Below are 15,700 nucleotides of genomic sequence, written 5' to 3' on the forward strand. Positions count from 1 at the left end.
ATATTGACTAACCCGCTGATTTTGATGGTTATGACCCCGAACGAGGCGAGAGCGAACCATGGGCACAAAATCACCGCAGGACGATGTCGAGGGCGAAGATGCCCCCGCGACGCCGGCGCTCGACGTCGGCCGCCTTGGCGATCTGCTCGGCTTCCATCTGCGCATGGCGCATGTCGCAATCTATCGCGACTTTGCCGAAACCATGGAGGAGCTGGCGCTGACGCAGAAGCAGCTCGCCGTGATGGAACTCGTCGCCGGCAATCCCGGCGCCTCGCAGATCGACCTTGCCAACACGCTCGGCACCGACCGGGCGACGATGATGGCCCTCGTCAACCGGCTGGCCGCCCGCGACCTGATCGAACGCCGCCCCTCCGCGGCCGACCGCCGCCGCCAGGAATTGCATCTGACGAAGGCGGGACGCGCGGTGCTCGCGCGGGCGCGTGAGCTGATCGACAAGCACGAACAGCGTTTCCTTGAGCTGTTTTCGCGCGACGAAATGGACGCGCTGCTGATGGCGCTGAAACGGATATACAAGGGGAACTGAAATCCCCGCGCGCTTGGGAAGTAAGCCGCATCCAAGCTGATAGATTTCGCTTGGGAAAGTCCCGTGTTATGATCCCGGCCCTGGCGTCGTCCGCCGTGGGTTCTGCACACGGAGACTTGTCTCATGAGTGAAATGGACGTGCTTTTTGCCACCCTGCGACAGGCGGCTGACCCGCAGACTGTTGAGTGCATCGAAAACGTCGTCAAACATGGCTCGGATCGCGATCTCAATCGCATCAATGCGCTCGCCTTTGCCGACACGCATCATCTCGATGAAGAGAAAACCATCGCGGCACTTCTGCATGCCGCCCGCATCGGCGTCTTCGAAATGACCTGGAACGTCCTTTGCCCGGGATGCGGCGGCGTCCTCGACAGCGGCGCAACCCTGAAAGGGGTCGTCCAGGACACTTACCATTGCGCGCTCTGCGCGGCCGGATACGAACCGACCCTCGACGAGATGGTCGAGGTAACCTTCACCGTTAGTCCAAGAGTGCGCAGGATTGCCGCCCACGACCCCGATCGGCTGCCTCCGCTTGAATACTACCGCCAGATCTTCTTCAGCTCCGGCGTCGACCTGCCGCAGGACCTGGAGGCGAAGTTCGATCGCATCCAGCTGGAGATGATCGAGTTGGCGCCGGGCGAGAAGGCTTTCGTCTCGCTGCAACTGCCGGCGCAGTTCGTCATCATCTTCGATGCGGTCACACACTCGGCGCAGTTCATCGACGTGCAGGGCGAGCCCACCGACGAACGTCAAACCCTGTCGATGATCATCAGCCGGACGCATGCGCTGAACGAAACGCTGACCCTGCGTCCCGGCCTGCTGCGGCTCACCCTCGAGAACCACACCGATCGCCGAGTGGTGCCGAATGTCTGCATCGCCGGAGACGAACTGCACGACCTCCTGGGCCGCAGGCGGCCTTTTCTGACAGCCAAGCGACTGCTGACGAACCAGAGCTTCCGGGACATCTATCGGACCGACACGCTTGACGTCGATCAGCGGCTGAAGATCACCAGCCTGACCTTCCTCTTCACCGATTTGAGGGGCTCGACCGCGCTCTACGAGCGCGTCGGAGATCTCGCCGCCTTCGATCTGGTGCGGGCGCATTTCAGGGTTCTTCACGAGATCGTCGCCACAGAGGCCGGAGCCGTGGTCAAGACCATCGGCGATGCCGTGATGGCGACCTTCCCCAGCCCGGACCGGGCGGTGGCCGCAGCACTCAGGATGCGCGAGGCGATGCTTCGGCTGAATGCCGAACACGGCAGCGACGATCTTCTGCTGAAGATCGGCATTCATGAGGGACCATGCCTCGCCGTCAACCTGAACGACCGACAGGACTATTTCGGTCAGACCGTCAATATCGCTTCCCGCGTCCAGGGCCTTGCCGATCCCAATGTGATCATGACGACGGAGGCGATCGTCGGGGATGCCCAGGTTTCAGAGATCCTGCGCGACGGCGGCATCTCATCGGTCTCCCGGCTGGCGGAGCTTCAGGGCATCGGACGGGAAGTGAGGATTTTTGCGCTGTCGTGAGGGTGGTCTGATCTTCGACGTCAAGTCAACTTGAGCGGTTTCTACTAAGGGGGCCGAAGCGGACTTTTTTTCATTGTCGAAGGATAAGGCTGCTTTGCGCCCTCATGTCGGACGTCGATTCTTCATTCCGGCCGTCCCAAAAGCTGCCGTCGATCAATCTGGGCGGATCAAACGCCCCTGACGATACGGGCACGGGTAGCCAGTTCATGCTTCTCTTTTGCGCTTAGACATCTCTTCAGCGCCCAATTCCGGCCGTTTGCTATGGGTTGCAAGGTGGGCGGACTAACCGTTCTTTAGTTGTTTTCCCGTAGCTCTTAAAAACATGGATGTTCGGGACGCCCGACATGATCTTGAAGAGTTTACGATCGCAGCCGCTGATGTGGAGAACAAGTTTTTGAGCGATAACATTATAATCGATCTGGATACGATCGGTAATCCAAATGTTGATCCAAGCGTAAACGACTTCATCCAGCAGGAAGCGCGACAGCGCCTCCTTAGGGCGCTTGCGAAGACGGTGCATGCCCCAGCAGACGAAGACGCAGGAGGTCTGCGGCCTACCGCCTTAAACGTCCTTCGAGAGCGGCGTCACGACGCCATCCTCGTCTCGGCAAGGCGCGGAGAAGGGAAAACAACCTTTCTTACCAGAATCCTCGCTGAGATTGAAAAATACAAAGATTGGAAGGATTTGCTGGGCTCAGCACAAGGCTTGAAGGATCCGCCTCGCCTTTACAGTCTTGGTCTAATCGATCCAACGCTGATCGAAACCAAGCAAAATATCATGATTGTCGTAATCGATCGCATTCGCATCGCGACACAACACAAGCGGAAACACAACGGCGCTGATGAAGAATATAAAGTTGTTGATCGCGCGCTGCACAAATTGGCCGAGGGTCTGTCGTTGCTGGATGGTATTGGCGGTGATCTGTATTCTGGCAAGGACTGGCTCGATCCGGAATATGTGCTTGAACGCGGATTGGAGGAGGCTTCTGCTGCGCATGATTTCGAACGCCGGTTCCGCAATTACGTTAAGGTCGCAGCCGATTTCCTGAATATAAACGCCTTCGTTCTCGCCATTGACGATGTGGATACATGGTTCGAACGAGGCTGGCCGGTGCTTGAAGCGATGCGTAAATATCTCGCAACACCGCAGGTACGCATAATTCTTTCCGGCGACCTCAACCTTTACGCTTTGCTTGTTCGCCAACAGCAATGGGCGCAGATGCGCAAAGAATTTCTCAACGCGGAGAAAATGCTGGAAAAGGCTAATGGGACTTCGCAGATCCGCGAAATTGGAGCGATGGTAGGAACCCTTCAAGATCAGTATCTTGTCAAGGTCGCGCCACCTGAATCACGGATCAATCTGCGACCCCTTGGATCTCAACCGCCAGGGCGCAAGATCACGCTTAAATGGGGCGATCCGACAACAGAAGCAACACTAGAGAACTTCGTTCAACTGCTTTCTGAAAGAGTTCTTGGCATTCGGCAGAAATCCGACACTGACCTGATCCGGCTAAAACTGCTCCAGCTTCCGTTGCGCAGCGCCCTTCAGATTCTGGCGGGTGCGAGGTTGGCATGTTCCGCCTCTTACTCTTCATTCGATGAAGCCCAAAGCCAGGCCGAAGACGCCCTTCGTCATGTGGCCTGGACTGCTTTGATGAACCTTGGTCTCGACGTCGATAAGACACGGGATGCTGCCCCAGACCAAATATTGGGCATCTTGAGTGAATGGCTGACCCGGCGAAAACTGTGGGAGAGCCTTGCGCGTCTTTACCCGGATGCTGTTGATGCAGATGACAGGAACTTGGTGGCAATTTACCTGACGGCCATCCTGAACGGGTTCTTCGTCAAATCGCCTGGCAAAATGATTGATTATTGGCTGAAGATCTCGACCATCCGCGAGAAGATCGACCGTGGTGAAATCTCAGCGAGTTCAGACGAGGGCGTACCACAGCTCCTCAAGCATCTGGCCGCGGATACGTCCGAAAGCAGCTATCAGTTTGTCAGTCGGCTCGCGTCGTGGGAGGCAATTGAAGGCGGGAAGGAAGGAACTCGTCAGATTGTTGCGGACATTCGCTTCAGTGGGGCCACAGTTCCGATGAAGCGCATCCGCGAATGGAAGGCAGCCATAAAAGAGCTGTACGGCTTTGATTTCGAAAACTCTAACGATGCCAAAGTCACGCTCTCTGATTTCATAAACGGCAGCTCGAAGGGTGGAGGTGGCTCTCTGCCACCTGCGTTGAAAGGCTATCATGATCGTTTGAAGGCGGCCGGTTTCGACTATCAGTCTTACCGCGCCACAAAGGGCATTAAGCTCTACTATATTAACGGCCTTGAGGATTTGTCCGATAATCTGGACCGCAATGCTCGATTAATCGCTCACCTGCCGATCCACGAGATCATCTCCGGCCAGGCATCTGGACAAGGCAATTTCTCATTTCTCCGAATCCTCGCCGTAGTGGGAGAAATGATAGATCTGATGGAAAAACCAAGTGAAGATCGTGAATTTTCTTTGTCGGAGATTCTTGGGTCAGCGGGGATGATGCGCAGCTATCCGACGCCGGTTGCTGTTGAGGGGCTGCGCCTGGGCATCACCGACGGGTCTGATCTCGAAGTGGATGGTGATCCGTTGGATGACGCTGATCTTGATGGGATAAAAATTGAGACCGTCTTGGCGAAGTGGCTAGAGCATCACAGCAGAAAGGAAGGCCAGCGCCATACCTTGGCGCCGATCGTGCTTTCCCGTGTGTGGACTCGGTTTACCTACTCCTTTCAGAAAATCCGCGAGGGGATGGTGCATGGTGAGTCTCGATATCTCGGCGTTCTTACACATCGCATGTTGATTTCGTTCCTGCATTCAGTGGGATATGAAGCATTGCGTGCTGCCAACGTCGACGTGTCGGCCAGCCTTGCGAACAACCCTGTCACGTCAGGCGAGTTCTTTGTTCGTCTGCTCGACGAAATTTACGATGAAAAGCACGACAGCGGGTTCCATAGGACAGGGGAGTTCGCCTTTTTCGATCTGATCTTCACTTGCCCGCTGTGGGGATATTTTCTCGCGCGAAGAGAACAGGATGAGGTTACGCAGCCCCGCCGGCTTTCTCCTAACGAAAGCATTTTTGCGCGATATTCCAAGCGCACTGCAAAGTACTGGCTTGAGGATAAGATAGCTGTCGTTACATTGCGCTCTCCTGGCAATAGCGAGGATGCAACGTTCGAAGGTCTGTATTTTCTGCTAAATACCGTCCAGCTCCAGGGACAAGATAGTCCGGTCGGGCGGCAGCCTAGCGCCGCCAAAAAGAGGCGCGTCCGACTCTCAGATGTACCAGTTGAGGACAACCCAAACTCCGCGGCTCCGGATGAAAGCACGGCATGAGCGCCCTTATCTATCGGCGAGCATTTAGCGACAGCTTTGGGCTGAAACAGTTCTTGGAAGGCGTAATTCCTGACATCGAGGATATCCGCCGGCGCATTTTTGTTACCGAACGACGAAGCGATACGGGCCGACCAGATCACTTCTATAAGAACTATCTCCACGCTAGAATTGGCGATGTGGCGATGCTGCACGAATTGCCTCTCGTGGTGCTTTCGGCGCTGGCCAAGCGATTTCTTGTCCGCTCGGCAAACGGCATCCATGTCCGCAATGAAGCCTTTGAAGATTGGCAGGAACTTCTACCTTCAATCTCCCCCTTGGCCGTCGTCGTCGCCTTTCTGGTCAACGAAGGGCGAGGTCCCGCATTCGGGTCTGATCCATGCAGTTATCTGGCTGCGCTTCTCGGCGATACTGCTCTCGTTTCTCCGCTCCAGCCCGAGCTGCAGCTTCTGATCGAAACAGACGGCCTTAACGAGATGCATATGCATCTAAATGGTTCGACAGAACTCGACATCCTTTGGCCAGATGCAGTTCGATCACCCGATATGTACTACCGAGCGCTGAGCGAAGCCCAGAATGATACTGGTCAGCGCCAGTCAATATCTGAACTATACGACCAGATGGAATTCGGCATGAAGCCGAAAGAGATATTCCAAAGACTTCGTTCGGCCAGGCGCGTTAGACACCTTGTCGCTAAAGTTCTCGGAAGCCTGGTTCAGGGAGGCAAGCATACGTTGTCTCCCTCTCAGTTAAAGGAAACAGCGCGGGCAGATGTATTCGACTACGATTGCCCACACACGTCAGGCCTTCCACTGGGCGGTTACCCCATCACAAGCATATTTCCTGCAGCGGCCTGTAAGCCGATCGTTGCCGAAGCAGCATTCCTCTATACCTGGTTTCAGGCTTTGCGCTTGCCCACGGCACAAAAAGACGGACTTGGCACGGCACTTTATTTCAATCTGCTTGTTCTTACGCAGTTTGCACGCATCTCCGTCCAGCAGATCGACGAATTTGGCTTCGATCAATTTCAAAAATACACATTCGTGGGTGTGCGCGAGAGCCTTGAACGTCGCTACGAGGCTCGTTTTCGACAATTGAACCAGAGGCCACCCTATGACACGATCAAACATCTTGAGGGGCGAATCGCGCCCAAAAAGGACGTAGCAGCCTTCCTTGGATTGGTAGAAGGCGTCGTGGACGGATATCTTCGTTTCCGCGGTTGCCCAAGTCGGATTTCGCTGAGAGGCCTTCGTGGAGCCGCACCAGGCTGCATGACGGGAGGGTGCGCGGAGGCCTGCCATGCGGCCAAATCGGGTCACGCAAATGGCGAACTTTCGCTGGTCGTTCATTTTATAAAACGGCAATTTCGGCAAGATAGCGCGTCGCAGGTGCTCGATCTGCAGCTTCGTTCCCAGCTCCGCCAGCAAGCGAAAGTGGTGCAAAACGCAATGAAGAGGCATCGGCTAGTGCGTGAACTGATCCGCGGCATTGATGCGGCCGCAAACGAGCTTCATGCTGCACCGGAGGTCTTCGCCCCTGTCTTTAGGAATATGCGGTACAGCGGCATCGAGCGGGCGACATATCATGTTGGCGAAGATTTCGTTCATCTCGTGTCGGGGATCCGTGCATGCTTCGAAGCGCTCTCCTTTTTACCGCTGACAAACGGAGATCGCATGGGGCATGCCACTGCTCTGGGAATCCGGCCTGGTTTCTGGTTGGAAAGAACCGGGCCTAGGCTGATGATGGCGGCCGGCGAACATCTGGATAATCTTGTCTATGCCTACAACCGCCTCGTTGTCCACCCGGATACAACTCACGAGGCAATGATGCTAGAGGAACAGATTGCCGTTTTTTCTGCGAAGATTTACGGCAAGGAATGTACCCCCACACTTCTTCATCAGTCTTGGAAACTGCGCGAGCTCGATGTTCTTGAGATATCGAATCTTGAGAGGAGTTCGTCGCATTCGGTCGATGCGGCCGGTATGGCTCTTGCGGCGGGTATCCAGGCTAAAGTTGCCCGATCCGCAACAAGCCGAGCCGAGCTTGAACGGATCGAAGCGGCAGCTAGGCTATATCCGGCAGCCTATGAACTTTTCCGCGAAAGGCACAGACGCATAAAACAGCTTGGCGTTTTCGAAGAGGTGACGACGGCTTGGCTTTCTCCGAATGCTCTCGTTGTCCTGCAAGCCGACGCACTTGCGAATCTAGCCTCAAAGGGCGTTGTTATCGAAACGCTTCCAACCAGCAATGTGCGAATCAGCGCCTACGACAGTCTCAAGGAACATCATCTGTTCCGTTGGCTTAATCTAACCGGTGAGGAATTCTCTTCCGTTCCGCCGATTTGCGTGGGGAGTGACGACACCGGCATTTTTGCAACGAGCCTCCGCAATGAATATGCGAGCCTTCTTGAGGTTCTGAAAAGGCAGTCGACGGTCAAGCGCGGGGAGGAAATCGAAATCATCAGGAAACTTAACAGCAACGGAGCGGCTTTCCGCTTTAGACCTGTGCAGCGGCCTTAGCATCGCCGCGGTTTGCCGCCGGCGGGGGCCTCAAGCAACGTTAGCGTGGCCGCCCACGAACAGTACGGCGAAGAGCTGCGCAGGATGGTGCGCGTTCCTCGAGCTTGGACGTGAAGTCAGCATCTGCACCCAAAAGCCGTCTGTCGGCTGACGGCCCCACATCGGTCATTCCTTCAATCCGGGACAACGACTACCCCTGGCACATCGCAGTGCTACGCGGCCTGGGATTCCGAGTTCAGCATGATTTGTGACTCAAGATTGGCAAGCTATTACTTCGACCAATGGCCCCGAGCCTAAGGCCAATCAGCATAGCCCGAGGACAGCATGCTGTTTTCCGAGCCGGCGGAAGCGCGGGCGATCTCGCGGTAGCCGGCGGGCGAAAGGCCGGTTTTGCGTTTGAAGAAATGGCTGAAATAGGTCGGGTCGCGGAAGCCGAGGCTGTCGGAGATTTCCTGGATATTGCGAGCCGATCGCTCCAATCTCAGTTTTGCCTCCTGCACCACGCGCTCATGCAGAAGCTGGATCGGCGAGCGGCCGAGCGCCCTTTGGCAGATGGAATGCAGCCGGTCGGCCGTGACGCCCAACTCCGCGGCATAATCGCTGATCGGCCGGTGCTGGCGGAAACCGGCCTCGACCAGTTGCCGGTATCTCTGCAGGATCGATCCGGTTTCGCCCTGCCCGCGCTGCTCGCTTCTCTCGCCGTCGGAGCCGCGCCACAGCGCCATCAGAATGAGCCTGATATAGGCGGAGGCGACCATCCAGGAGGAGCGGGCGGGATCGCCCAGTTCCCGCACGAAGCCCGAAATCAGCGGGCTGATTTCGGCCACCGCGGAGGGATCCAGTGCCTCGACCAGCTTGCGCTGCTCGGTGAAGATGCGCAGCGAATAGGATTCCACCTTGTCGCCGATCGCATCGACCATGATCTGCGGCGAGGCGCCGACCAGATGGGCCGCGGTTCCGGCTGATATCGACAGGTCGCATCGCGCCTGCGGCGGCAGGAAGGCAAGCAGCGGTCCGTGCAGCGGCCGATGGTCGCCATTGTCGAAATGAAGCTCTCCACTTCCCTCCCCCAGCAGAAGGAAATGGTAGAAATCGGCATACAGCCCTTTTTGGAAACGGATGCGCCGGTGCGACAGCGACGGCCCGTGCCACTCGCCCCTGGCATAGTGATGAATCCCGCCGTCCGTTGCCACCGCCTCTCCTCCATTCCCGCGTCAAACAATGCTGATATCACCGGATAATTACAATATTAACCCAATAAATCGCATTCCATCCACGCCGGATCGGCGTAACCTTTTCTCATCAGCCTTTGGGAGGAGGCTCTTTAGCAGATGCAGGAATCGTCAGGCGACCTTCGTGGCGCCGCGTCCGCTCGTTTTCTCCCCATGGCACTAAAGCAGGCGCCGGCACTTGGCGCCAACACGTGACGAATTGGGTGGAACAGTGTTCGCGGCAAAGCTGATGATCAACAACGAGGCGATGGATGCTTCCGAAGGGGCCACCTTCGAACGCATCGATCCGCTGACTGGCGATGTCGCGACGATTGCCTCGGCAGGATCCGTTGCCGACATGACAAGGGCGGCCAATGCGGCCGCGGCAGCCTTTCCGGACTGGTCGCAGACCGGGCCGGGCGAACGGCGCAGGCTGCTGAATGCCGCCGCCGATATACTGGACGCCCGCGCACCGGAACTCATCGCCGCCATGACCGGCGAAACCGGCGCCACCGCGCAATGGGCCGCGATCAATTGCGGGCTCGGCGCGGATATTCTCCGGGAAGCGGCGGCGATGACCACGCAAATCTCGGGCGAGCTCATTCCTTCAGGAATTCCTGGAAACCTTGCCATGGCGGTCCGCCAGCCGGCAGGCGTCTGCGTCGGCATTGCCCCCTGGAATGCGCCCATCATCCTCGGCACCCGGGCCGTCGCCATGCCGCTTGCCTGCGGCAACACGGTCATCCTGAAAGCCTCCGAACTCTGCCCGAAAACCCATGGCCTGATCGGCGACGTCCTGTGTGACGCCGGCTTTCCGCGCGGCGTCGTCAATGTCGTTTCCAATGCGCCGAGCGATGCCGCCGCCGTCGTCGACGCCCTGATCGCCCATCCGGCCGTGCGCCGCATCAATTTCACCGGCTCGACCCGTGTCGGCCGGATCATCGCCGAATCCGCGGCAAGGCATCTCAAGCGCTGCCTGCTCGAACTCGGCGGCAAGGCGCCGTTCATCGTTCTGGCCGACGCCGATATCGACGAGGCCGTCAGTGCTGCCGCCTTCGGCGCCTTCATGAACCAGGGCCAGATCTGCATGTCGACCGAACGGATCATCCTGATGGACGAGATCGCCGACGGCTTCGTCGGCAAGTTCCGGACGAAGGCCGCAACCCTCGTCGCCGGCAACCCGAAGGACGGCAACACGCCGCTCGGCACGCTGATCAACGCCGAGGCCATCCGGCGGGTCAGGTCGCTCATCGACGACGCCCTGCAGAAAGGCGCGGTGCTCGTCTGCGGCGGTCACGCCAACGGCACGCTGATGGACGCGACCGTCATCGATCACGTCACACCCGCCATGCGCATCTACCGCGAGGAGAGCTTTGGGCCGGTCGCCGCGATCATCCGGGTCGGCAGCGTCGACGAGGCCGTGACGGTTGCCAACGACAATGAATACGGGCTGTCGGCCGCCGTTTTCGGCGCCGACGTCAATGCCGCGCTTGCCGTCGCCATGCGGCTCGAATCCGGCATCTGCCACATCAACGAGGCGACAGTTTCCGACGAGCCGCAAATGCCCTTCGGGGGCGTCAAATCAAGCGGCTACGGCCGCTTCGGCGGCAAGGCGGCGATCGATGAATTCACCGAGCTCCGATGGGTGACCATCGCATCGGGAAAACGGCACTACCCGATCTGAACTGAGATCGGCCGAAATGAACATTGGGAACGGGCTGGGAGGCCCCATCAAGAGGGAGGAATGATTTCATGAACGGCATTTTCCGCAGCGGAAAATTCAACGCGGCATCGCTGAGCCGCCGCTCTTTCATCGCATCGACCGTGGCGGGAGGCGCGGCGCTGGCGCTTTCCGGCCGCACCGCCTTTGCTCAAAGCAGCGACACGCTGAAGGTCGGCTTCATCAGCCCGCGCACCGGCCCGCTCGGCGGCTTCGGCGAGACGGACGGTTATGTGCTCGACCTGGCGCGCAAGGCGCTGGCGAACGGCCTGCAGGCGGGCGGCAAGACCTGGAAGGTGGAGATTCTCGACCAGGATACCCAATCCGATCCCTCGCGCGCCGGCCAGCTGGCGAAGGATCTGATCAACAACCAGTCGATCGACCTGATGCTCGCCGTCTCGACGCCCGAAACCATCAACCCGGTGGCCGACGCCTGCGAAGCATCAGGCATTCCCTGCCTCTCGACGGTCATGCCCTGGGAAGCCTGGTATTTCGGCCGCGGCGCCAAGCCCGGAGCGCCCTCGCCGTTCAAGTGGACCTATCATTTCGGCTTCGGCGTCGAAGAATTCCACAAGGCCTATGTTTCGCAATGGAACCTGATCGAGACCAACAAGAAGGTCGGCGTCATGTATCCCAACGATGCCGACGGCAATGCGATCCGTGCCCATCTGGCGCCGGCACTCGCCAAGGAGGGCTTCACCATCGTCGATCCCGGCGCCTATGAAACCGGCACCACCGACTTTACCGCGCAGATCGCTCTCTTCAGGCAGGAGGGCGTGGAGATCTTCAATTCGTTCCCGATCCCGCCCGACTTCGCCGCCTTCTGGCGACAGGCCGCACAGCAGGGCCTCACCCAGCAGATCAAAATCTGCCAGATCGCCAAGACGGGCCTGTTTCCCTCCGACATCGAGGCGCTCGGCGACCTTGGCCTGAACATCGGCAGCGCCGCCTATTGGCACAAGGCCTTCCCTTACAAATCGACGCTGACCGGTGTCTCCGGAACCGAACTCGCCGACGGTTATGAAACGGCAAGCGGCAAGCAGTGGACGCAGCAGCTCGGCGCCAGCCTTGCGCTTCTCGACGCCGGCTTCGATGCGCTGAAGGCCAGCGCCGACGTCAAGAGCAAGGAGGCCGTCGCCAAGGCGCTCAGCACGCTGAAGACCACTACGATCGCCGGTAAGGTCGACTTCACCAGCGGTCCCGTCGCCAATGTTTCTCCCGGACCGATCATCGGCACGCAATGGGTGAAAGCGCCGGAGGGCTCGAAATTCGCGCTCGACTACGTCGTCACCGAAAACGCCACCGACCCGAACGTTCCGGTCGGCGCCAAGCTCACCGCTTACAATGGATAACCAAGTGCAGCGACAGCAAGCGCAAAGACGGCCGGGGGAAGCCTTTCTCTCGGCCAAAGGGATCCACAAGCGGTTCGGCGCGCTGGTGGTCCTGGAGAATCTGGATTTTTCCATGGGCGAAGGCGAGGCGATCGGTATTGTCGGGCCGAACGGCGCGGGCAAGACGACCCTGCTCAGCGTGCTCGCCGGCGCCTTCCCGCCGAGTGAGGGAAGCATCACCTTCGACGGCAACGACGTCACGAACCGGACGGCGGCGGAACGCTGCCGCTCCGGGCTCGTCCGGACCCATCAGATTCCCAAACCCTTCAGCGGCATGACGACCTTCGAAAATGTTTTCGTCGCCGCATCGCACGGCAATGCCGCAAGCCGCGACGAGGCCTATGAGCGCGTGGTGGACTCGCTTTCGCTCTGCGGCATGCTTGATGTCGCCAACCGCCAAGCCGACACGCTCGGCCTTCTGGATCGCAAACGGCTGGAGCTTGCCCGCGCGCTGGCCACGCAGCCGAGACTATTGCTGCTCGACGAGATCGGCGGCGGCCTGACCGATGGCGAAGCGAGCGAGCTTGTCGAAACCATCCTCGAATTGCGCCGCCGCGGCATCGGCATCGTCTGGATCGAGCATATCGTTCATATCCTGCTGCAGGTGGCGGAACGGCTGATCTGCATGGACGCCGGCAGGATCATCGCTGATGGCGAACCGAAAATGGTTATGAGCAATGCGGAGGTGGTCAAGGCCTATCTCGGAGGGACACCCGCATGAACCACCTCTCCATCCGTGACCTCGACGTCCGCCACGGCCTGCTGCAGGCGGTGCGCGGGGTCAGTTTCGATATTGCCAGGGGCGAAGTGCTGGCGCTGGTCGGTGCGAACGGCGCCGGCAAGACGACGCTGCTCAGATCGATCGCCGGCGCCCACCTTCCGTCCTCCGGCCGCGTGCTTCTCGACGATGAAGATCTAGCCTCCGTTCCGTCCCACAAGCGCATCGCCAAGGGCATCGCCCTGGTGCCGGAAGGCCGGCGTCTGTTTTCACAGATGACGGTGGAAGAGAACCTGCTTCTCGGAAAGAGCTCCGGCCGCAAGGGCGAGTGGAGCATCGATCGCGTCCTCGACGCCTTTCCCAACCTGAAACCCCGCCGTCACGCCAAGACCGGGCACCTCTCGGGCGGGGAGCAGCAGGCGACCGCCATCGGCCGGGCGCTGATGAGCAATCCCGATATTCTTCTCCTGGACGAGGTTTCGCTCGGACTTTCGCCTCTGGTCGTCGATCGCGTCTACGCCCAGCTGCAGGCGCTGCTCACCTCGGGAACAACCATCGTGCTCGTCGAGCAGGATCTCGCCCGCGCCATGAGCGTGGCAAGCCGTGTCATCTGCATGCTCGAGGGACGCATCGTCCTCGACAGGCCGGCGGCGGCCGTCACGCGCGAACATGTCACCCAAGCCTATTTCGGATTGCACCGGGCAACCGGCGAAAGGAGCGCATCGTGATCAACACCCTGCTCCAGGGCATTCTGCTCGGCGGTTACTACGCCGTCATCGCCTGCGGCCTGTCCTTCATGTTCTCCGTCATGCGGATCATCAATCTCGCGCATGGCAGCCTGGCGGTCGCAGCCGCCTACGGCCTGTGGCTGCTCGCCGCCAAAGCCAGCATTCCGCCTTTCGCCGGCCTGCTGATCGTGCTGCCTGTGATGGCCGCCGTCGGCTGGCTGCTGCAGCGCTTCATTCTGGAACGCAGCGCCCGCGGCGGCACGCTGCTGCCGATTCTGACGACCTTCGGCCTGTCGATCGTCATCGACAACCTGCTGTTCGAGCAGTTCGGCGCCGACACACGGTCGCTGGCACCCTTCATCGGCAACCTGTCCTATGCCTCCTGGCAATTGCCGGGCCACATCTTCGTCGGCAAGCTTGCCGTCCTGATGATGGTGACGGCAGTCGTCATTCTCGGCGCCCTGCAGTTTTTCCTGAGCCGCTTTGCTCTCGGCCGCGCCATCCGCGCCACGGCGGAAGATCCCGATACGGCGGGACTGGTCGGCATCGATGCCCGCAGGGTCAACGCCGTCGCCACCGCGATCACCATGGTCACGGTTGGCATCGCCGGCGCCTTTCTCGGGATGCGGGCGACCTTCAGCCCCTATGCCGGCGGCCCGCAGCTTCTCTTCGCCTTCGAGGCGGCCGTGATCGGGGGAGCGGGATCGCTGTGGGGCACGCTTGCCGGCGGCATCATTCTCGGCCTTGCCCAATCGCTCGGCGCGCAATTGCATCCGCAAGGTTTCCTGATCGGCGGCCATGCCGTGTTCCTGCTGGTGCTTTTCGTCAGGCTGTCCCGGTTCGGCATGCCGGTTCTCGACAAATTTGGCGCCTCTCTCAAACTGCGCGCCCGTCTCCGGAGCCCGACATGACCTCCAAAACAACCTTTGCCGCCAACGGAATATCGATAGAGCGCTGGACGAAATCGTCTCGGGTGGCGCTCGGCTCCATGGCCGCGGTGCTTGTCCTGCTGACATTCGCCCCCGCCGTGCTCGGCGCCGGCGCGATCGACCGGATGACGGCCCTGTTCATCTATGTGATCCTTGCCGCCATGTGGAATGCGCTTGCCGGGTTCGGCGGGCTCGTCTCGGTCGGCCAGCAGGTATTCTTCGGCCTCGGCGCCTATTTCACCATCCGGCTTGCCGATGCGGGGCTCAATCCCTTCGTCTCGGTCTTTGCCGCCGCAATCGTCACCGGCGCCCTGTCGATCCCGCTTTCGCTGTTCATGCTGCGCCTGAAGGGCGGCGAGTTTGCGATCGGCATGTGGGTGGTGGCCACACTCGCCCACCTGCTCGTCAACCTCGACGGGCTGATCCAGGGAGAAACCGGAACCTCGCTGATTTCGCTCAACGTCTATGACAGCGGCACACGGCGGGCGACGATCTACTGGCTCGCACTGACGGCCATGGCCGCCCTGCTCGGCGCGCTGTTCATCCTGATGCGCAGCCGCGCGGGCGCTGCCATGCAGGCGATCCGCGACAATGAGGAGGCGGCGACCTCGGTCGGCGTGCGCGTGATCGCGACCAAGAGGCTGCTCTTCGTGCTCGCCGCCTTCGGCATCGCGGTCGCCGGAGGCCTGTGGCTGGCAACCGCCACCACCTTCCAGCCGAAGACCTATTTCAGCGTCCAGTGGACGGCCTACATGATCTTCATGGTGCTGGTCGGCGGCATCGGCAAGTTCGAAGGCGCCATCCTCGGCGCCATCCTGTTCTTCGTGATCGAGACCTTCTTCGGCGCAGCCGGCGTCTGGTACCTGATCGGCCTCGGCGCCACTGCCCTGATTTTCTCCCTCTACCTGCCGCGCGGCCTCTGGGGCGAAATCGAGCGCCGCTACGATTTTCAACTTCTGCCCGTCGGCTACCGGCTGAAATTGCCCGGTCCGCATAAAATCAAATGGGAAGAATGAGCCGGCTTATGTCCCGACTCTCTT

11 protein-coding genes are annotated in these 15,700 nt (G+C 59.6%); 10 read left to right on the forward strand and 1 reads right to left on the reverse strand.

Going from position 1 to position 15,700, the window contains the following annotated elements; all coding sequences use genetic code 11:
* Window positions 1-58 precede the first annotated feature (58 nt).
* The 4 genes from FHT69_RS27935 (at window position 59) to FHT69_RS27950 (ending at window position 7,963) form a co-directional block, all read left to right on the forward strand.
* Window positions 59-544: a MarR family winged helix-turn-helix transcriptional regulator gene (locus FHT69_RS27935; protein ID WP_063474157.1), complete on the forward strand. Its 486-nt coding sequence runs from the start codon at window positions 59-61 to the stop codon at window positions 542-544.
* A gap of 123 nt (window positions 545-667) precedes the next feature.
* Window positions 668-2,074: an adenylate/guanylate cyclase domain-containing protein gene (locus FHT69_RS27940; RefSeq protein ID WP_183906243.1), complete on the forward strand. Its 1,407-nt coding sequence runs from the start codon at window positions 668-670 to the stop codon at window positions 2,072-2,074.
* Between the two features lie 322 nt (window positions 2,075-2,396).
* A complete protein-coding gene (locus FHT69_RS27945) occupies window positions 2,397-5,447 on the forward strand; it encodes a hypothetical protein (protein ID WP_183906244.1) in 3,051 nt (1,016 codons plus the stop codon).
* Window positions 5,444-7,963, forward strand: coding sequence for a hypothetical protein (locus FHT69_RS27950; RefSeq protein ID WP_183906245.1), 2,520 nt, complete (start codon window positions 5,444-5,446; stop codon window positions 7,961-7,963). Before FHT69_RS27945 ends, FHT69_RS27950 begins: the two co-directional genes overlap by 4 nt.
* Before the next feature lie 293 nt (window positions 7,964-8,256).
* Here FHT69_RS27950 and FHT69_RS27955 read toward each other — a convergent pair whose 3' ends face one another.
* Window positions 8,257-9,156, reverse strand: coding sequence for an AraC family transcriptional regulator (locus FHT69_RS27955; protein WP_183906246.1), 900 nt, complete (start codon window positions 9,154-9,156; stop codon window positions 8,257-8,259).
* Window positions 9,157-9,394: 238 nt separating this feature from the next.
* Here FHT69_RS27955 and FHT69_RS27960 point away from each other — a divergent pair, with 238 nt between their 5' ends.
* The 6 genes from FHT69_RS27960 to FHT69_RS27985 all read left to right on the forward strand — a co-directional run bounded on the left by FHT69_RS27960 (window position 9,395) and on the right by FHT69_RS27985 (window position 15,676).
* Complete coding sequence (locus FHT69_RS27960; RefSeq protein ID WP_174824466.1) at window positions 9,395-10,858, forward strand: aldehyde dehydrogenase; 1,464 nt, start codon at window positions 9,395-9,397, stop codon at window positions 10,856-10,858.
* A gap of 68 nt (window positions 10,859-10,926) precedes the next feature.
* The gene (locus FHT69_RS27965; RefSeq protein WP_183904318.1) at window positions 10,927-12,246 is read left to right on the forward strand and encodes an ABC transporter substrate-binding protein; all 1,320 of its coding nucleotides are present in this window, start codon (window positions 10,927-10,929) and stop codon (window positions 12,244-12,246) included.
* Between the two features lie 4 nt (window positions 12,247-12,250).
* The gene (locus FHT69_RS27970; RefSeq protein ID WP_183906247.1) at window positions 12,251-13,006 is read left to right on the forward strand and encodes an ABC transporter ATP-binding protein; all 756 of its coding nucleotides are present in this window, start codon (window positions 12,251-12,253) and stop codon (window positions 13,004-13,006) included.
* Entirely contained in the window at window positions 13,003-13,731 is a 729-nt protein-coding gene (locus FHT69_RS27975) for an ABC transporter ATP-binding protein (RefSeq protein ID WP_183906248.1), read from the forward strand. Before FHT69_RS27970 ends, FHT69_RS27975 begins: the two co-directional genes overlap by 4 nt.
* Window positions 13,728-14,642 carry a branched-chain amino acid ABC transporter permease gene (locus FHT69_RS27980; RefSeq protein WP_183906249.1) on the forward strand — a complete coding sequence of 305 codons (915 nt, stop codon included), beginning with the start codon at window positions 13,728-13,730 and terminating at the stop codon, window positions 14,640-14,642. Before FHT69_RS27975 ends, FHT69_RS27980 begins: the two co-directional genes overlap by 4 nt.
* Entirely contained in the window at window positions 14,639-15,676 is a 1,038-nt protein-coding gene (locus tag FHT69_RS27985; protein ID WP_183906250.1) for a branched-chain amino acid ABC transporter permease, read from the forward strand. The genes FHT69_RS27980 and FHT69_RS27985 overlap by 4 nt, the downstream gene beginning before the upstream one ends.
* Window positions 15,677-15,700: the final 24 nt, after the last annotated feature.

This window comes from Rhizobium sp. BK008 (genome assembly GCF_014197345.1).
GTDB lineage: Bacteria > Pseudomonadota > Alphaproteobacteria > Rhizobiales > Rhizobiaceae > Rhizobium > Rhizobium anhuiense.